12 protein-coding genes and 4 pseudogenes are annotated in these 19,206 nt (G+C 57.4%); 11 read left to right on the top strand and 5 right to left on the bottom strand.

Annotated features, from left to right (window positions below; genetic code table 11):
* Positions 1 to 96: 96 nt before the first annotated feature.
* On the top strand, positions 97 to 504 hold the full coding sequence (locus EN786_RS28170) for a hypothetical protein (protein WP_128346574.1): 408 nt from the start codon (positions 97 to 99) through the stop codon (positions 502 to 504).
* Between the two features lie 528 nt (positions 505 to 1,032).
* Here the strand turns inward: EN786_RS28170 and EN786_RS28165 are convergent.
* The 3 genes from EN786_RS28165 to EN786_RS37880 are packed head-to-tail and all read right to left on the bottom strand — an operon-like array spanning position 1,033 to position 3,417.
* The gene (locus EN786_RS28165; RefSeq protein ID WP_128346575.1) at positions 1,033 to 2,970 is read right to left on the bottom strand and encodes a type IV secretion system DNA-binding domain-containing protein; all 1,938 of its coding nucleotides are present in this window, start codon (positions 2,968 to 2,970) and stop codon (positions 1,033 to 1,035) included.
* Positions 2,967 to 3,155 carry a conjugal transfer protein TraD gene (locus EN786_RS28160; protein WP_085044129.1) on the bottom strand — a complete coding sequence of 63 codons (189 nt, stop codon included), beginning with the start codon at positions 3,153 to 3,155 and terminating at the stop codon, positions 2,967 to 2,969. The genes EN786_RS28165 and EN786_RS28160 overlap by 4 nt, the downstream gene beginning before the upstream one ends.
* A 55-nt stretch (positions 3,156 to 3,210) precedes the next feature.
* On the bottom strand, positions 3,211 to 3,417 hold the full coding sequence (locus EN786_RS37880) for a TraC family protein (RefSeq protein ID WP_189379708.1): 207 nt from the start codon (positions 3,415 to 3,417) through the stop codon (positions 3,211 to 3,213).
* A 228-nt stretch (positions 3,418 to 3,645) separates the two neighbouring features.
* Here EN786_RS37880 and traA point away from each other — a divergent pair, with 228 nt between their 5' ends.
* The 7 genes and pseudogenes from traA to EN786_RS28125 all read left to right on the top strand — a co-directional run bounded on the left by traA (position 3,646) and on the right by EN786_RS28125 (position 12,868).
* Positions 3,646 to 7,398 carry a Ti-type conjugative transfer relaxase TraA gene (traA, locus tag EN786_RS28150; protein WP_189379709.1) on the top strand — a complete coding sequence of 1,251 codons (3,753 nt, stop codon included), beginning with the start codon at positions 3,646 to 3,648 and terminating at the stop codon, positions 7,396 to 7,398.
* Positions 7,399 to 7,543: 145 nt separating this feature from the next.
* Complete coding sequence (locus tag EN786_RS28145) at positions 7,544 to 8,035, top strand: DotD/TraH family lipoprotein (protein WP_189379806.1); 492 nt, start codon at positions 7,544 to 7,546, stop codon at positions 8,033 to 8,035.
* Positions 8,032 to 8,919, top strand: coding sequence for a type IV secretory system conjugative DNA transfer family protein (locus EN786_RS28140; RefSeq protein ID WP_128347033.1), 888 nt, complete (start codon positions 8,032 to 8,034; stop codon positions 8,917 to 8,919). The genes EN786_RS28145 and EN786_RS28140 overlap by 4 nt, the downstream gene beginning before the upstream one ends.
* Positions 8,919 to 9,092, top strand: a complete 174-nt coding sequence (locus tag EN786_RS37875) for a hypothetical protein (RefSeq protein ID WP_189379807.1) — start codon at positions 8,919 to 8,921, stop codon at positions 9,090 to 9,092. The genes EN786_RS28140 and EN786_RS37875 overlap by 1 nt, the downstream gene beginning before the upstream one ends.
* Entirely contained in the window at positions 9,092 to 10,324 is a 1,233-nt protein-coding gene (locus EN786_RS28135) for an ATPase, T2SS/T4P/T4SS family (RefSeq protein WP_245493538.1), read from the top strand. Before EN786_RS37875 ends, EN786_RS28135 begins: the two co-directional genes overlap by 1 nt.
* A 922-nt stretch (positions 10,325 to 11,246) precedes the next feature.
* Positions 11,247 to 11,419: pseudogene (locus tag EN786_RS28130) on the top strand (ATP-binding protein); the annotation flags it as partial.
* A gap of 226 nt (positions 11,420 to 11,645) precedes the next feature.
* Positions 11,646 to 12,868 (top strand): annotated as a pseudogene (locus tag EN786_RS28125) (acetyl-CoA carboxylase biotin carboxylase subunit family protein).
* A gap of 78 nt (positions 12,869 to 12,946) precedes the next feature.
* Here the strand turns inward: EN786_RS28125 and EN786_RS38785 are convergent.
* Positions 12,947 to 13,071: pseudogene (locus tag EN786_RS38785) on the bottom strand (transposase); the annotation flags it as partial.
* A gap of 939 nt (positions 13,072 to 14,010) precedes the next feature.
* Here EN786_RS38785 and EN786_RS28115 point away from each other — a divergent pair.
* Positions 14,011 to 15,105 (top strand): pyridoxal-phosphate dependent enzyme, encoded by a 1,095-nt coding sequence (locus EN786_RS28115; RefSeq protein ID WP_128161203.1) that lies wholly within the window; start codon positions 14,011 to 14,013, stop codon positions 15,103 to 15,105.
* Positions 15,106 to 15,284: 179 nt separating this feature from the next.
* Here EN786_RS28115 and EN786_RS28110 read toward each other — a convergent pair.
* Positions 15,285 to 15,399 (bottom strand): annotated as a pseudogene (locus EN786_RS28110) (IS3 family transposase); the annotation flags it as partial.
* A gap of 883 nt (positions 15,400 to 16,282) precedes the next feature.
* Here EN786_RS28110 and EN786_RS28105 point away from each other — a divergent pair.
* Both EN786_RS28105 and EN786_RS28100 read left to right on the top strand, forming a co-directional pair.
* Positions 16,283 to 17,164 (top strand): GHMP kinase, encoded by an 882-nt coding sequence (locus EN786_RS28105; RefSeq protein ID WP_128346648.1) that lies wholly within the window; start codon positions 16,283 to 16,285, stop codon positions 17,162 to 17,164.
* 39 nt (positions 17,165 to 17,203) lie between these two features.
* Positions 17,204 to 18,835, top strand: coding sequence for a pyridoxal-phosphate dependent enzyme (locus tag EN786_RS28100; protein WP_210214571.1), 1,632 nt, complete (start codon positions 17,204 to 17,206; stop codon positions 18,833 to 18,835).
* The last annotated feature ends 371 nt before the right edge of the window (positions 18,836 to 19,206 follow it).

Raw genomic sequence — 19,206 nt, 5'->3', positions numbered from 1 at the left:
AAATGTTATCGGTTAGGGTGCGTTCCTTGCATAATAGTACAAATATAAGCGAACCAAATAAAGTCGAATCTGGGAACCAACACACTGGCGGAGAAGATGAAAGGAAAAATAAGGGTTGTGACGTTTGACGGCCCGCCTGATCCAGACAAGATTAAACCCGGTCAAGCGGGAGTAAATCTTGCATGGTTGAATGAGCTATCTGAGAATCCACCACCAAAGAACAAGCATTGGCCGGCTATGATCCGGGAGATGGTGATGAATCCACGCTCAGATGGCACGGCACCAACAAACGACGAGATGGCGGCGAAACTCCAGGTTTTCCGAGATACAGTCGCTAGGGCGAAAAAACGTTGGCAAAAGATCGGAGTTATCTACCGCGTCAACTATAACGGGGTGTATGCTTACAGTCCGAAGATGCTGATCATGAAGGACGAAAAAGGGGACGTGGTCAAGCTTCCCGCGATCGACGTCCGCGTTGCCTCCGAGCTCGTGGCCTACCACTAAGAGCGGTATCCCGTCTGATTGATTCGCGCTGCCCGCCGGCTCGCTGGCGGGCAGCTACGTTGCGGACTTCAATTTTATCGTTTTCGGCCGCATGCTGCGCGTTGCCGAGTTCTGTGATGTCGTTGAAGGTGTTTAGGATGCGGTATCCAAGCAAGCTGCCGATGATACCAAGAAGCAGTCCCGTCACGGTGAACTCGACGGTCAAAAGCTGGACGAGAGATCAAAGCCCCACATAGCCCATCACGTATAGTGCGTAAGCATATGGGATCAGCCCGCCGAACCCCGATAACGCCTTGCCCCAGCTCCGGCCCGCGCCGCTTTCGATTGCTCGCATGTCGGCAAAGGCCGCTATGGCGGAAAGGACGCCGCCCGCGACCAGGATCGTGCCATTCGGCTAGCCGGCAGGCAAAATGCCCACCTGAACTATGCGGCAAATCCCATAGATCGCGACGATCAGGATCGCGAAGATAGTTTTGCCGACCATTTCGGCGTGTTTAGCTTTGATCTAAAGCAATGCCGCGGCACCTATCAACGGTAATTTTCGAATAGATCAACCGATGCAGTTCCCTTTCCGGACGAGTCCGGATTCGGTCCTGCATCGGCGTTTTCGCGCGCCTCCTTTGCAGCCGCGTTGAAGGCTTCTTCCAGCGGCAGCTCGTCCTCCTGGTCGGCTGCTCCGGCCGGCAAAGCGCCGCGAGGTGGCGGCGTCTTGTTGCCGAGGACCGCCTTCACATAGAGGTCGATATCGGCGTCACTGGTGAAGGTTCCGGTCGGCTTGAACGTGTACGTCCATGCGGCCGGAACGTTCGACGGACGATGATCCCTGCCATCGTCGGCGAACGGGAATTTGACGTGATAGACGTTCTTGCCGACGCCGGTCACGAAGGCCAACACGCCCTTGTCGTCAACGCCTAGCATTGTGTCGAATTCGGAGCGCTCGATCGGGTTGGCAGCGTGGGTTTCCTTGATCCACTTCACCGATCGATCGGACATCATATCGCGACGATATTCGTAGAAGGTGGTTTCGCCCAAGTCGCGTTCCATGCGTTCAGCCGTCGGGCCGAAGTTGATGCGCGTGATGATCTTGGTTCCAACCGAGGCCATGAGGATATCGAGCACTTCCTGCCCGTAATTCTTGGCGATCTGCGAGAGATCCTGCAGCCCGAGAACCGCACACACGCCCTTGGATCGGCCAAGGGTGACGAAGCGCTCGAAATCCCGAATTTCGGGCAACTGGCCCCACTCGTCGAGAAAGAACCAGAGGCGGCGGAGATCGTTGTCCGAGAGCAGATTGCTATCGGTCACCGTCGAAACGGCCACAGCGTAGAGCGCGGATATCCAGCCATCGGAAAGTTCGGCGTAGCGCCCCGAATGCTGGATGATGACCGTCCGCTGATCGGTCTTGTTGACGAGCCATTCGCGCAACCGAAAGCGCTGACGGCCTTCATAGGTCGGCCACGCGGTTGCGAGCATTTCAAGCAACCGCATATTCGTTTCGAGCTGGCCGAGCGTTGACATTACCTGCTTATAATCGGCCGTCAGGAAAATGTCGGCGCCGCGCTGATATTTGAGCATGATGCGCAGCAATTGCTCCTGATCCTGGCGCGTCTCATTCAGAAGATCGAGCCAAGTCCAAGTGTTGGGCTTTTCTGCCATAAGCTTGATCGCGCAGCCGGCAAGAACCGCACGCGCGCTTTGGGTGAAGAACGGATGGCCGTTGTCTGGAATGATGCGCTGCGCGAGCTCGACCGCATCTTGCGAAACGACAAGATCGGCCGCGATATCCCACACGGCCGATCGATCATCCTGTGGAGCAATCAGAAGAGGCGGGATCTCCTTCCCGTCGCGGACGGAAGGCGGCACGATCCGCGTGTAATCGCCCTTTTCGTCGAAGATGATCGCCTTGTCGCCGCGGGCCACAACGGAGCCGATCATCCTTCGAAACGTGACGGTTTTGCCGCCGCCTGGAGCGCCAAGGATGAAGGTATGATTGGTCTCACGTTGTAGCGTATAATGCCACCCATTGAACATATGAATGCCGCGTGTTTTGGCATAGCGGTTATTCTTCTGTTCATGGGCGCCCGCTTTCAGCAGCGTGTCCATTCCCTCGACCACCATGCCGGAAATGATGACGCGGCGCTGTATGACAAACCATCTCAGGTAGGCACAAATACCAAGCAAGGCCACTGCGGCAACAAGCGGAGCGATCACCCACATCTGGTTGCGCATCGCAGCCGAGGCGAGGGGCGTCCCGATCGCTTCAAGATGAGCACGGCACGCGCCAAACTTCCAGATCGCGAGGCAGTCCCAAGCTTGCGACAAACTCAGTTGGCGCGCTTCGCCGTGAACGGTGGGCCACGCGAATCGGACGAAGCGAATGTACCAAAAGACCGGCGTCATGAGCGCAACACCGACAGCAGCCAGCAGGAGAAGCTTATACGGCGGCTCCGGTGGGTTCCGTATCATTTCTCAAAAGCCCTCCGGCCCTTTTCGATCATCGCCTCTCGGAGCTTTTCGTTGTCCTTCTGTTCAGCCGCCGTCAGCAGTACGCCCATAAGGAAGGCGCGATTTTCGTCACGCAATCCTGCTTTGACGACGAGGCCGCCGAGCAGGATCTTCTCATGAGCGTCCTTCTGTCGATTGGCTGCCATTCGGTCACGATACTCCCGTTGTCGCTTCGACAGGGTCAGAGCAATTCGACCACACTCATTGAGCGGGTGCTTTGCGAAATCGGTCGGCAACCTCTTTCAAAGCCTTGAGCAAATCGCGATCGGAAACATCGAGATCGGAGAGACCGGCCTTCACGGCCAAATCGCCAAGCCGTTCCGCTTCTTTCGCCTGAGCCGCCCTCAGTTGCTCTTGCAGCTTGGCGATTTCCTCCTGGATCTTCGAAACCTTCGTAGTGCGAGCCACAGATGACCGCCATTGCAATGTGAACACCGCAGCATTGTTAATGGTGCACGTCAGAGACGGCAAGAAGGAGCAAGTTGAAACCAGCGCGAGCAGAACCCGAACCATCTGGAAAAGAAGAGTTGGCGGAGCCAACGCAGTGCTAAGTCCCGGATCGGGCCGCGCAGCGCCCGATTTCTAAGCGCACTTATGTATCGACAAGTCGATACTTGCTTTGCTATCGGTGTGGGCATGGCGATTTTCCATCTCCATGCCCAGGTTCTTAGTCGGGCGGCCGGGCAAAGCGCGGTCGCCGCGGCCGCCTATCGGCATTGCGCCGCCATGACGAACGAGACCTACGGACGCTCCCACGATTTCTCGAACAAGCGCGGGAATGTTCACAGTGAGCTGGCGCTGCCGGCCAACGCGCCACAGTGGGCGCAGGAGCTGGCGGCGTTCCCAACCGTCCAGGCGTCCGAGGCATTCTGGAATCGTGTCGAGGCCTTCGAGACACGTAAGGATTCTCAGCTCGCACGGGAAATGACACTTGGTCTCCCGGTCGAGCTAACGCGAGAAAAGAACATCGCGCTGGTACGTGAATTCGTCGACGAGAATTTCTCGATGAAGGGGATTGTCGCCGATTGGGCTTACCACGACATCAAGGGAAACCCGCATGTCCACATCATGACCGCGCTTCGCCCTCTCACGGAAGAGGGGTTCGGAGCGAAAAATAATCGGGCTCTTGACGAGAATGGTGAGCCGAAGTTCTCAAAGAACGGTCATGCGCTCTACCGTCAATTCGCTGGAGATAAAGAGCTTATTCCCGCGCTCAGGGAAGCATGGGCCGATGTCCAAAACCACCATCTGGCCACTCATGGGGTCGATGTGCGGGTGGATCATCGGTCCTATAGAGAGCAGGGAATTGAGATCGAGCCGACGATGCACCGAGGCCCGACTGCCGAGGGCATGGACCGGCGTGGCGCAAAGTCGGATCGCATCGAGATCAACGACGAGATTGAAGCGAGACGACGCCAACAGGTCATGAATGATCCTTCCATCATTCTTAAGCTGATCACGGCGGAAAAGTCCGTTTTCGATGAGCGCGACGTTGCGCGCGTAGTCCATCGCTATACGGACAGCTATGGGGACTTTCAGGCGCTCTATTTCCGCGTAGGCACGCTCGAAAATCAGGTGATGATCTCACCGCCGATCTTCGACCCGATGACCAATAAGATGCTCGAACGGCCGAAATACACGACGACGGAGGTTCTTGATACAGAGCGCAACATGATCACTTCGGCTCGGGCTCTTGTCGCCCGGGGCGATTTTTCTGTTGACGGACAGCAGGCGACGAAGGTCATCGGCGAAGTCGAGAAAGAGGCCGAGTTCAGTTTCGATCCTGAACAGAGAATGGGGATATCCCGGCTGACCGAGTCTCTTAGCGTGGCCGTGATGGTCGGTTACGCAGGTGCGGGAAAATCAACGGTCATGAACGCCGTGCGAGCGGTCTATGAGGCCGAAGGCCGTCGCGTCGTTGGTGGCGCCTTGGCAGGCAAGGCGGCGGTCGGATTACAGACAAGTGCCGGGATCGAGTCCCGCACTCTCGCGTCATGGGAGGCCTCCTGGAAGAACGGACTTCGCCAATTGGAGGCGGGCGACGTGTTCGTTCTTGATGAAGCCGGCATGGTCGGATCGGCCCAAATGCAGCGCTTTGTTACGGCCGTGGAGTGGGCCGGTGCGAAACTCATTCTCCTAGGTGATGCGCGTCAGTTGCAGCCGATCGAGGCTGGCGCCGCATTCCGCGCGATCGCCAACGATGCGGGATATATCGAGCTAACCGGCGTGCGTCGCCAGCGCGAAGAATGGATGCAGAATGCGACTATCGAATTCGGTCGTGGTGAGGCCGCGGCCGCGCTCAGCCGCTATATCGACCATGATCTTGTGCTGCTCGAGAATGACAACGAAACCGCCCGCGGTGCGCTCGTCGGCAATTGGCGGCAGGATTGGGAAGCCGGCGTTGATGTCTTGATGCTGGCGCATCGCAATGCCGACGTGCTGGCGCTCAATATGGCGGCGCGATCGGTGATCAAGCAACAGGGCGGACTGCAGGACGAGCACGCTTTCCGGACGGCACGAGGACAGCGGCAATTCGCCGTTGGCGATCGGATCGTGTTTCTCGAAAAAAGCCGGGGGCTTGGTGTCGAGAACGGCTCGTTCGGCACGGTCGAGGAAGCGAGGCGCGGGCGGCTTGTAGTGGGCTTGTCTGACGGCCTGAGTGTGATCGTCGCACAGAACGACTTCGCCAATATCGACTATGGCTATGCGGCAACGATCCATAAAAGCCAGGGCGCGACGGTTGATCGTGTCCATGTCCTGGCGAGCCGCACTATGGACGCGCACATGGCCTATGTGGCGATGAGCCGACATCGTGAAACGGCAACTCTCTATGCAGGTGCCGACGAGTTTGCGTCGATCGACAAACTGGTCAGCGTGCTCTCTCGTGAGCGGATGAAGGATACGACACTCGCGTACGAGCACCTGGATGACTATCAGCAGAGTGTTCGCGAATTTGCCGAGCGCAGGGGCTTCCCGTCGCTTTCCGAAATCAGCGAAATGTTTCGCCAACAGCTCGCGGCGCTGCGCGAACGTTTCAATCATGCCGTCGGGCGCCTGGAGGCTCTTGGCGCGAAATTCGCCCACACGATCCGACCGGAACGGCGCATGGAAAACGCGGCCAGTCAGGCCCCGGGCCAGCAGCCACGGCCGGAGCAGAAGCAGGCTGCGCCGGCGGTCGTCTTCCCTGAATTGACGACCGCTGTAAGGCAGGCCCTTTCCAGGCTTGAACACAATCTCAATCACGCGGAGATGGCCGATACCGATCGCGCCCGCCGACGGTGGTTCACCAATCTCGCGTTCGAGATGCAGGACGGATCGACAGCGAGCGACCTTGAGCGCTTTAACCGTGAAATCGCAGCGATCGTGCCGCAGGCAACGATCGTTTCAATTGGCCCGGACATCAATGCTGATAGTCGCGACCGCGCTCGGTCGCTCATACCAGAGCCTGTACGTCAGGCCTTTATCGAGAACTGGCCTTTGGTCCATGCGGGGCAAAAGGCCGCTCACGATCTGATACGGCTCGAGGCGGCGCGGCTTCTTGTTACTGATGCGAAAGAGCGGCTGGTCATAGACGAATATGAGAGGAAGCAGGCCATGTTCGCGACACCTGAGAAGCCGCTTATTGCGGCGGTAACCGATTGGCGCGAGAGCGTCGAAGCGGCCGTGGCGGCGCGTATGGAATCTCGATCTGCCATGCAGGCGGCAATGCGCCGCCTCGAGACGGTCGTCGCCGCGGTCTGGCAGCAGCCGGAAGCCGTGCTTTCGACGATGCGGACCCGGATCGACCTTGAGCGTGTTCCGGTCCCGCAATTATCTCAGGCCATACGCGAGGATCCGGCTTCCCTTGGTGATCTCAAAGGTAGTCGGAACTTCTTCGGCCGCAACGACAGCGCGCGCGAAAAGGCGATTGCGGCCGTTCCCCTGGCAGTCTCTGCGTTGCAGGACTACGGCCAGGTTCGCGCAACGCTCAGAAATGATCTCACGCGCGATGAGCAGCAGTTCCGGACGCTGATGCAGGAGCCCGTCAACGATTTGTCGCCGGCGGCGCGCGCTCTTGTCGGGCGCATCGAGCAAACGCCGGCAGATCGGCTGGCTATGCTCGTACGCGCGGCCGACGAAAGCCAAGCATTCGCGGAGCTGCGCAGCTTTGTCGCAACGGTGCGAGAGCGCTTCGGTGCGGCCGGTTCACATGAGCTTGACCGTGACCGGTTGGCGCAGGCAATGCCGAGTGCCGATCAGCAACGAATCGAGGCTTTCGCCGCAGGCTTCAAGCGGGCCGAGCAGATCGTGACTTCCGTTCAGGCTGCGCAACGGGCCCATAGCGTCCAGATAAGCCATGAGTGGCAACACAACCTGGGAAAGCGAAGGGATCAGGACATCTCGCACTGAGATTGTGGCAAAAGAAGCACGTTTTTCGTTATGCTGTATATTGCAAAATCTCGCGATTTGGGTAGGACTGGGGTGGAGAGGGTGATCAGTCTTTTGATCGCCTGTCGATGATAAACGACAGGGCGACTTCTTGATGCGGTACTCAGTGATTGTGGCACTGGCACTCCTAACGAGTGCCTGTGCGGACAAGACCGATAATTTCAACACACTGTCGGTCAGGAAATATATCGATGCCTCATTAGAGGATGTGAATGAAGAGAAGCGATATGCTTCCCTCTATCCGCGCGCAATCGAGCCGTTTGCCAGGAATACTCTCAAGCTACATCCCGAAGTCGCTGGCCAAGAGCTGTTGCAGCCGGTCGATGCCGGGTGGAACGGCACTCTCGACGACGTAACCCGGAAGGCCGCTCGCATGGCTGGTTATGCCGTTCGCGCCGACGGAGAGCGGTCGGGATCTCCAATCATGGTTTCCGTGCATTGGGCGGACATGACTCTGGTCAGTCTCTTGCGGGAGGCTTTCGGCCAAGGGAAAGGACGCGCGTGGCTGGAAATCGATCAGGTCCAGCGCGTCATGACGATCCACTATGCCCGGCCGGAAAAGAGCCCGGTTCCTCATCTGGACGACACCACCCTATGACGCAGTTCCGTTCGATCTTTGCCGCTTTATCCGTTTCCGTCGCTTTGGCCGGTTGCGCCACGACGCAAAATCCCGAGGAGCCGCCTCCGCCGCCCGTTGTTGGGGGCGTGGACAATCTCACGCAAGGGTCCGCCGCACCGCTCACTTATGAGCAGTTTGCCCGCAGGACGCGCAGCGGGACCGGTGCAAACGCCGTCGATACGGAACGTTATTCCGCGTTGCGCGAGGCGGCGCTCGCTTATTCGGCACAGGCTGCTTACGAGCGGCGCTCCTGGGAGATCTTGCGGGAGCTCGAGGCGCAATCGTCGCGACTGTCGCAGGAATTCAATTACAACGATATCGTCTACAAAGCGCCCAAGGAAGCCGGGTATGTCGTGCCTCCTGTCGTCAGCAGAGCGAAAGAGGCCATCACGATCACCAAGGGCGGCCGTGAGAGCGTCGCCGCGGATGAATACTACCGTATTGAGAGGCCCGGCCGGCTCGTCGGCGTCGTGCCGACCTGGCGCGATTATCTGGTCATGGGCGTGGACAAGGCATCCGACCCTTCGGACCAATTCCTGCCGTCGGACAAGGAAGAGCGGAAGATCTGGGACCGGTATATGGCGGAGGGCTGGCGCCAAGGCCGCATGCAGGCCGAGGAAGCGCTTAAAGAGAACATGAACCTCCTGCGCAGGGACTATGTTGGGATGATCGAGTATCGGCGTCTGGTCGATGCGGGGCTGATCAGGAGCCTGGTCGTGTCGTCGAGCGAGGTTCGCGCGAAGGGCACACCTGACGAGTTGTTTATCGGGCAGCGCCGCGTGAAGATCGAAAACGCAGCAACCTTCGTTTCCGATCCGGGGCGTTGGAAGCCGATCACACGCCGGTTCGAGGTGACGAAATAATGTCGGATATTCAATGGGATTATTCGACCAACCGTCAGACAGCCGCGGCTGATCCAGCCGATCCGATCGGCTTGCGTAGTCGCGAGGAAACTTTTGGCGCTCTGATTGCCATCCTGACCCTGATGGTCGCCGTGGTCGTCGTTGCGCTGTGGTGGCGTTTCAATAGGCCCTAATGGCGATGATCGACGAATCTCTGCTTGATCAGTCTGAATTCTCGACAACCGCCTCCTTCGTGCCGGTTCTCAAAGAGGAGCCGATACGGTTCGACACGGCGCCGGAGATCTTCGACACCTTCATTGTCGGCGCGGCTAAACGCGGTGCATCTGACATCACCATCCAATCAGAGGCACGGCCGCGCATCCAGATCAACTCACGCCAGCATTACGGCACCAAGCGGATCCTCCTCCGATCGGAGGTGGACTTGCTGCTGTCCTACATCTGGCGATCGAGCGATGCACCGAGCATTCTGCGCCAGGGCCGTTGCCTCGACTTCTCCTATGAAGTGCAGGTGAGCCGGCATGAGCGACATCGGTTCCGCGTGAATGCCACGCCGATCAGAAAAAACGGCGGGGCAGGGATCGAGCTGACCCTTCGATCCCTACCGGCGAAAACGCCGACCCTAGACGATGTCCAGTTCGAGCATGAATTGCGGCCGTTTCTCAGCCCGAAGTCCGGAATCATCGTGATCGCGGGCGCTACGGGCCACGGCAAATCGACCACGATGGCGGCCATTACGCGGATGCACCTGGAGAACTCCAGGAATCCCCGGAAGATCGTGGACTTTCAGGCGCCAATCGAATTCACCTTTGCCGATATCCTCAGCGAGCAGGGAGATTGCCCGAGCTTTATCGGCCAGACTGAGATCGGCGAGGGCCGTGATCTTCCGAATTTTGCGACGGGCATTTGGTCTTCCTTGCGCCGGGCGCCGGCGATCATAAACGTCGGTGAAGCGCGCGATCGCGGTTCCATGAGCGGCTGTATTGCCGCCAGCATTCAGGGGCACATCGTCAATACGACCACCCATGCCCCTTCTGTTGCCGAAGGCCTGAGACGCATGGCGATGGAGTTCCCGCCCGAGGAACAGGCATCGAGGGCGTTCGACCTGATCAGCTCCTTGCAGATTTTCATCGTCCAGCACCTGATCCGCACGACCGACGGCTCGCGGCGCTATGCCGTGCGGGAATTCCTGGTCTTTGACGACGACGTTCGCGACCGGTTCCTGGACAAGCCGATCGACGGTTGGTCCGCTGTCGTCCGTCAGCTCCTGAAGGAAGGCATGAAGTCGAGCAAGATCATTGCCCGGCCGCTTGCGCACTCAGTCATGAAGCTGGTCGACGACGGCAGGATCACGGGGGATGAAGCGCGCAGCTTCATCCCGCGTTCGATGGTCGAGATCCTTACTTAGTTCCACATCGGTGTGGCATGCTCGCGATGTAATGGGGATTTCGCCGCACGACAAGACAACTCTTGGACCCGACTCCCGTTTCACTTCCAAGAATGGGCTGTACTCCTTCATCGAGCGACGCAGCGATGCGTTCAAAACTTCGGCGACCGACAGATCGCGGGCGGCAAGTCGCTGTAGCAGAGCTGCAATTTCGCGCTCGCTGAACACCGGCGAGAACCGCCGCTGGAACATCAGCTCCAGTCCATCGTATCCTTGAATCAGCCAAGCACTCATGCGTCCTCCTAGATTGCCTGTTCGGCCTTTGCAGCTCTGCCGTTACATCGGTCACACCCGGCAGGTCCCACACCGATTCCCGCAGGATGAATCGCCAGGCCTTCACGCTGTCCACATAGGAGGCGAGAGGCTGGACGACCTCATATCGAATGACCGCGCCACGCATAACTCGAAAACGGTTGTCGATCAGAACGGCGGCGAGCCGGTCGAACGGCTTTTCTGGCAATCGGCGAATGAACCCGAGCTGCCGCGAAGCCTTCGGAGTTGCGAGGCGACGACACCTCCCGAAGCCCTCCCCAGCAGGCTTGGACGCTCAATGTGGGTTACATATCATAGTGATAAACTCAAGATGCCCAATCCGCTGACTCCCACATGGACATGCGCAAGTTGGTCGGGCGGAATGTATAGAGGATCAGACAAAGGATGGTCAGACGCAGGTTTGCCGAGTGCCTTGATCGCGTGGCGGAGCTCGTCGGATTTGTCCCTGCGGAACCGGTGTGGACGCGGCCCGCGGACGGCGTTGCCGATCACGGCGACGGGGCGCTTGTTAGCCGACGCTGAACGCGACCTTTGCGGCGATGGCCGAGCCTTACGACACCACCATCCTGCCGAACCCGCGGCCGCCAGCCATGTCCGCCGCTCGCAGCGCTCCGGCCAGACCGGCAAAGGCAAGTCATGGTTGGCCGCGCCTTCGGTCGTCAGACGGCAAGGCTCGATCATTCCGTTCTCTACGCGCGCGTGCCCCGTCTGTTCGAGGATCTGGCGCTCGCCCGCCTCGACGGCCGCTTTCCCCGCCTCATCGATAAGCTCACCCGCGTGCAGACAATAGAATCGCCACCGGTCGAATCAATAGGCCCTTACAGCCGTAAATTGTTCGCCGAACGGGGCCCCTCACGATCGCTACTCGTTCAGTCCAAAACGAGGGCAAATCGAGTTTCCGACTGGCTAGCCAAGTTTTCAAATAACTTTACAGAACCTTTACAACCGCAAGTCGCTGAGAATGGTAAGTTCACGACTGCCGCACGCCATGCAACGGAGGTCAACGCCAATGGCAAAAAGAGCGCTCATACTGGTTGAAGGCACAAGGGGTAATGGTCTGCCATACGTCCAAGCGGCCCAGCGTCTGGGTCTTCATCCAATTTTCTTGTCGGCAGATCCAGCCGGGTACGACTATCTTGCGGCGGAAAATATTGAGGCAATCCGCGTCGATACTGACAATCTCGATGCGCTGATCAGCGAATGTTCCCGGCTGCGCGCGACCTATAACATTGCTGGCATTACCAGCGCCCAGGAGACGGTCTATGCGACAGTTGGCAAGCTCTGCCGGTACTCGATCTACCGGGGCCGAATCCCGTATCCATCGAACGATGCTGCGATAAATTAGTTCAACGTCAGCTCCTCGCCGAGGCTGGCGTTCCAATACCTGCCTATCGCTTGGCAGCGAATGCGGCGGACGTAGAAAGCTCTGCCGCGGAGATCGGCCTGCCGGTGGTTCTGAAGCCAGTCGTGGGTAGCGGCAGCAGTGGTGTCCGATTGTGCCGCAATCTCGATGAGTTAGCCGAACATACGGCCTATCTATTAAGCGGGAAGCACATATGGCGGACTTCGCCAAGGATACTGGTCGAGGAATTCGCACAAGGCCCACAATATGGCGCCGAGATAATGGGAAATGAAGTCGTTGGGATTGCGCCCGCTGACTTCGGCCCCCCGCCGCATTTCGTCTTTCATGGGGTGAGCTTTCCGGCCCCGCTGGCTGATGAGGAGCATAAACGTATCGCCGATGTTTCGCTGAGCTGTTTGCGAGCTCTCGACCTTGGCTGGGGGCCAACGAATGTTGAATTCCGGTGGACGAAGCGCGGCCCAGTCGTCATTGAAGTCAATCCGCGTCTCCCTGGTGCGCCCACTCCTCAACTGGTTAAGTTGGCCTACGGTGTCGATCTCATTACCGAGCACATCAAGCTTGTCATCGGCGAGGAATGGGATTTGCGCAGAAGGCATTCGCACACTGCGGCCGCGCGGTTTCTAGTTCCTGATCGCGATGGCATCCTCGACTCGATCAATGGCGACAGGGCGGCTGCTGTATTAGGTGTCGCCGAGGTCAAATTGTATGTTGGACCGAAGACGCCGATCGTCAGGAAAGGCGATTACCGCGACATGATCGGACATGTCATCGCCGCTTCACCGAGCCTTGCCGAGACCGAGATTGCACTTCAGCGTGGCGTCGACTTAATCGATTGGTCGATCAAACCTTTTCCGACCCTTGGCGAATAGCCACAATCTGCAAGCCCTCCCCTCGCCGCAACAGCGCAGGCGTCGCCGGGTAAAAGCTGATTGTCGCCGAGGATTGGTACTCGATCGCTGCTTCGGCACGAGGCCCAGCCATGCCACAAACTGGCGGCCATTCTTGAAACCGATTCGGTCCGAACCGCCGCGATCAACGCTGTCGCCGTCATCGGCCAATACCCTCGATCCTGCTCAGGCTCTGTAAGTGCTCGCTGTTGCGGAAGACGTCCCGTATTCGCCGGCCAGAGACGGCGATGAGCGGATAGAGCTCGACCATTTTCCGCCTGCAATTCGATTATCAGCGACCGGACCAGATCGCTGGGCCCGTCATCGCTGCCCCCGACAATCTCAGCGAGGCGGCGGTGCAGCTGCGCGATGTCGTCGGCGATGACGATACCTGCTCGGAAAGGAGACCGCGGATCTGACTGACATGTCGGCCCACTCACGACGGCGCCGTGCTCGCCTGGGTTAAGGAGTAGCGCGGAATGCCACACCGGCTTCCTGGGCGCACCGCCTGGAAGTGTTGCGACCCTTTGCTGAACATGAGAATCGCCTCGATCTGGCGAACGAGTTTCCGGCAATTACCATACTCGGCAAGCGCACCGGCGGGATGGCGACAGTAGGGCGACGACTGCTGCTTTTCCCCGAACGTGTCCCGGTCATCAAGTCAGCCAAATCGACGCGAGTAGTAGTTCACGACAAACAAGGCTGTGGACTGGGGGCTGGCGATGGCCGGCCACGACTGATGGAACAAAATGGCGGGAGTCGCACGCGCATCAGCCAATCCTTCAAACGCACCGTCGTGTACAAGACAGGCTAAATAGTTGAAATGCAATCACATCTCACTTTCTCCAGCTCGATCAATCCGAATTGGCATGAGATTTGAATCATTCAGGACAGAGCTGCGAGAGCTGTCTACCGGCACTACTTCACAGCATCGCAACGGAAGGAGCGAAGGGCGGAATGCCAAGTGCCAATTTGCCTCCACGCTCCGGCATCGTCGCTGGCCCAATTCACTCGGGAGGTGAAGAACCGTCGGCCTGCAGCGGTGTAAAACGAACAAGACGGCGCGTAAGGCAGTAGTTCTACCGTTTCGCTATTTCAAAGTCCTAAAGTGAGGCAATCGAATCATGGATGTACCCGCAAAATCGTTTGGTGCGAACGTCATCGAAGAGCTTTCCTTCCCGAAATTCGTACAAGTCGCGCATAATCTCGTCGCCGCGAAATTCGACCTGATGAAATTTACACCCGCGAAGCACATTCTCGATACTGCACTGGCGAGCGGACAGTTGCGAGTGGGCGGCCATGTTATTGAAAGCAGTTCCGGCACGTTCGCCTTAGCTCTATCTATCCTGTGTTCTTTATATAACCTGCGCCTGACGCTTGTTACTGGGCCAACGTCGCAAATCGTTCGCTGGAGACTGGAGAATTTGGGCGCAGCCCTGCATACGGTTCACGCCAGCAATAATTGCGAAGGTGGGATTCAGCAAGCGCGTCTGGAGGTGTTGTCCGAGTTACGCTCATCAATGCCCGACAGTTTTTGGCCGCAACAGTACACGAACCCGTTGAATTCTCTCTCTTATAGACCGATTGCCGAGCGAGCCCTCCTGACACAGCCAAAAATTCATTCAGTGGTTGGTACGGTCGGTAGCGGGGGATCGCTCTTTGGAATTGCATCCATCTTGCAACGCGAGAACCCCGATTTAGAAGTAATTGCTGTCGACCACAACCGAAGCGTGATTTTTGGTGCCCAGGCCACGCGGATCAGCAAGATGTGCAGGGGAACGTTCGAACAAATTCTCGCGATGGGAGCAGGAATTCCCATGGGCAATGTGAATTTTGAACTCTGCGACGAAATTCATTGGGTACCTATTCCGAAAATGGTTCAAAAGGTCCACGATTTCCATCGACGAACTGGAATGCTTGTCGGGCCATCGAGCGGTGCCGCTCTTGCTGTCGCAGAGTGGCGTGCAGCTCAGGAGCCTTCGCAGCACGTTCTGACCATTTTCCCAGACCACGGCGTTCGTTATGTGGAGACGATGTTTGATCCCAGATGGTTGAACAACTGGAATGAGGACCTTGCTCGGGATTGGGGAGGGCCAAGGGATATTTCTTCGCCAGAAGAGGTATCGGAGGGATGGTGTCGATTCAAATGGGGTCGACGCAGATACCGAGATGTCGCCGGGAGTGATCCGATGCCCCGCCCGGCTGGGTATGATCCGTGAAATGTCGTTGGACGCGCACTTTTATTGCGGATTTCAGAAAGACGGGACATCGGTTTCGCTAATTCGCGGACATGTGTGCGTGCCTTCTTCGGGCCGCGCGGATTCCAGCCGGCGACGAAGCGGGTATAGGTCGTCTTGGCCTTTTCGACCCAGCGTCGCTCGTCTTGCCTAGCCGCCTAGCCGAAGCGCCGCCGCTCGTTGGCCAGGTCGCAGCCTGCTGCGCAGCTCCGTCGCTGGCGGCCGGCGGGACTGGTAGCGGATCATCTCGCGGTCGGCGCAAACGATGGAGCAGGCCAGATCGCACCTTAATTTCATGGCCCCGTGGTCCCGCGATTAGGGTCCACTTCAACAGTCTGGGACGAGACCGGTAAGCCTTATGTTCAATTCCTTGTGGGGCCCGGGGCGCACTCAACTACGGACACACAACCCGAATATTATTTCACCCGCAATTGGATATCTCGTTGGCGAGAACATTATAGAACATTCTTTTGGCGCTTGAATACAGCGGCAAGTGAATTCATTGATGTGTTTGTCGATGCGATCCTGAAACCCATGGACCTTTCTTAAACGCTACCGTTTCCTGGGCCGACCAGCACAAATGCGAACGAAGCATCGCAGGCGCTGGCGCGAAAACATTCCGGCCGCGCGGAGCGCCGTGGCCTTCACAAACGCGTTTCACGGCATGTCGCTCGGCTCCCTAGCAGTGTCGGGTTCGGCGTTGAGCGATGGGGTGAGAAGAGCCTCATCTGAAATTCCTATGGGCCACCGAAACGACCGCTTGGCCAAATGACGGTGACCGACACTACTGTTGTGCTTGTTAGGTCTGTGACAAGTGCTATTCGGACAGCCTTCCTCAGACTTTCTCATTAAGCCGTTGAACAGAAACAGAAAGCTATCTTCTCAGGGTTCCTTCTGTGTAGTTGGCACGATTTTTGAAACTTTTCGTCGTGAGGCGGTAGAAATCCAACCGATTTGATGTCGTGCAGCATTGATATCGACGGAACGAACAAGGAAAGAAAATGTCAGGTCCGCATCAGTTTGCATCGTATGGGGAGGAGCAACCGCAATTTGCACCCCAAGAAAAAGCCATGCCCTTGTCGCCCTCAAGCCCTGGAGTTGATCGCGGGCAGCAAACGTAAGTCTCACTCAGGTATTCAATTATATGGCGAGGTTTACCATGCGCGCAACAGAAGGGTGCGGTGAAGCTATCGGTCATCACGGCGAGCTCGTTCAAGGCATTTTTGAGGACCAAAATGCTCGTCTGCATCGCGGCCTGATATCGCTGCCTTGCCGCCACCTCAAGTCGAAGGCGAAATTCAGGACGAACGGCGAAGAGAGATTGTCCGTCACCCCACGGCATTGCGAAAAGGCAAAACGCGCCGTGGAGCTCGCGCTCAAGACATTCGCCCGGATCACAATCGGCGGACATCTGACTATAGAAAGCAACATCCCTATTGGGCGCGGCATGGGCTCATCCACCGCGGATGTGCTGGCCAGCATCTTGGCCGTTCTCAATTACCTGGACCTCCAATCAACACCTGATCGCGTAATGGAAATTGCAGTAAGCGCGGAGACAGCATGCGATTCGACGCTGTTTTCACAGCAAGCGGTGCTCTTCGCGCATCGCGAAGGATTTGTGATAGAGTCGTTCAGAAACCCGCTTCCGCCGATCGACGTCATCAGCGTAGACACAACTCCCAGCCAAACTGTTGACACTCTCTTATTCAAGCCGGCTCAATATAATCCGTTTGAGATCGGAGTCTTTCGGCCGCTCCGGAGTGTTATGCGTAGAGCGATCAACGACTCCGACGTTGGTCTGCTTGGGCGAGTTGCTACCGCAAGCGCTCTAATAAACGAGAGATTCCTCCCAAAACCCCGCCTGCACGATATCGAAGCGATTGGTACTCGCTACGGCGCTCTCGGCGTACAGGTTGCCCACAGCGGGACAGTTGTCGGCTTAATGTTCGACCCAGCTAACCAAAGGAGCACCGAAAACATGGATCTAGCGATGCGTGACCTGAGAAAGTTAGGTTTAGAGCCTTCGATCTTCCGACACTGAATTGGGACCTGGGAGCAACAAGTGGTTAGCCGAGCTCTAATGCGCAACCTTGAGGATTTCGAGAATCCCAGAATCATCGAGTTGAGAGATGGCCTGTATGGCGCCAGCTTTTTTCTCATGAAGCTTCTTCCTGCCCGGTTCATCCTAGAACGGGCCGTGGAGCAAGGGTTATTGAAAACAGGTGCCAGCATTTGCGAGGCGTCTTCGGGGAATTTTGGGCTCGCCTTGGCCATGCTTGCTGTACAGTATGGCTACCAACTTATACTGGTGAGCGACTCGGCGCTTGATCGGCACCTTCATACACGTCTCGTCCAGCTTAATGTGCACGTGGACGTTGTCGACAAGCCAGCGCGCGGTGGCGGATTTCAGCAGGCGCGCTTGGACAGGCTGACCAGGTATCTTAAAGAGATACCCGGCAGCTATTGGCCCTCGCATCGCTCAAATCCGGACAATCCGCTCGCCTATGCGAAATTAGCGGAGTTGCTCATCGAGAGAGTGGGAAAGATCGACTGCCTGGTTGGCCCCGTCGGGTCAGGCGGCTCCATGTGCGGCACGTCCAAGTACCTACGAGTGCCGTTCCCCGGATTGCATACCATTGGCGTTGATTCGCCAAAGTCAGGTCTGTTTGGGCAGCCTAGTGGCAAGCGACACCTTAGGGGGCTGGAAGGTAGCATCGTTCCCTCTAACGTCGATCACAGACACTTCGACGAAGTGCATTGGCTGACGCCAGCAGAAGCATTTCATGCGACTCACCAGTTACATCGGGATCACGGTCTATTTATGGGACCTACCGGTGGTGCTGCATACCGAGTTGCGAACTGGTGGTCACAGAGGAATCCTGGTAAGAAGGTCGTCGCCATCTTTCCTGATGAGGGACATCGTTATGTCGAGACCGTCTATAACGAGGACTGGCTCGCGTCCGTTTCGGGATGGCTTCAGTCGATGCGCGAAGAGCCAGTGGCTGTCGCAGCGCCCACGGAAGAACTGACGAGCTGGTCCTATTTCGCCTGGGGCAGGCGAACACTAGACGAAGTGCTTTCCAGCCCAATGGACCATGCGCCCGGACGTTCGTTCCTCCGGTCATCTTCCGGAACCCGTTTGCCTCCGCAGTCGATAAAGCAAAATCCCCTGGAACCCACTGGGGGGGTACACTGCAGGGCGAATACACCTACTTCCGAAGCGTGCGGTGCGACCTTGAGAGCTTTGTCTCGCTTTGATGACGCTGCAGTCGTCCATTTGAAGCTTAATCCCGAGCAGGAACAGTTCGTGGACTCGTTGGACGTGGTGTTCTCGGAGCTTCGAAATAGCTCTTGTCCCGAACTTGAGCATCCCTTCTCGATCGTCGTCCGCGATAAAGCTGTTGGATTTTTTGTCCTGCGTGAAAAAGCGGCAGTGCCGGAGTGGGCACCACCAGACGTGATCACTTTGCACAGCCTTCGCGTGGGTTCTGCATATCAATGCAGTGGATATGGTAGGGCAGCCATGAGACTTGCCGCCCAATGGATTTTAACCAACCGACCCGGGGTCGACTGCCTCATGCTTGCAGTAAACGTTCGCAATATGACAGCTAGAAAAGTTTATCTAAGGTCTGGCTTTTGGGACACAGGCGGTACCTACTGTGGCCCAGTCGGCACTCAGAACATACTTGCATGTACAGTCGGCTCGAAATAACGAGTTAAACTTGAATTTTTCTTTTTTGACTTCCGGACACAAAATCGGGATGGCTTTGACTGTTAAGCTCGCAGGCGGTCGAGCATGTTTCCGACGTCGAGACGGCAGAGAGCGCCATCCTGGATACGATCGCATCGCCAATTGGGGCATAACTGCCGAGAACGCGAGGCCGACGCTGTCGGCCGCAAAGTCTCCCATCGGGCATGGTGCCGCCTCTGTCTGGTTCACGGCAAAACCTCTATTCGTTCGGAGTTCTTCTTCTAATTGCCCTGCGGCACGCGCTCGATGTTGACGACGGCAGCTGTCGGCCGTTTTTGTCTCCGGCAAGATCAGATCAATCGGGCCGTAGCTCGACTTGGAACTCGCTTTAG

Source organism: Mesorhizobium sp. M4B.F.Ca.ET.143.01.1.1 (assembly GCF_004792275.1).
Lineage (GTDB): Bacteria > Pseudomonadota > Alphaproteobacteria > Rhizobiales > Rhizobiaceae > Mesorhizobium > Mesorhizobium abyssinicae.
The sequence above is the reverse complement of the archived record's forward strand: the minus strand, read 5'-3'. Positions and strand labels throughout refer to the sequence as shown.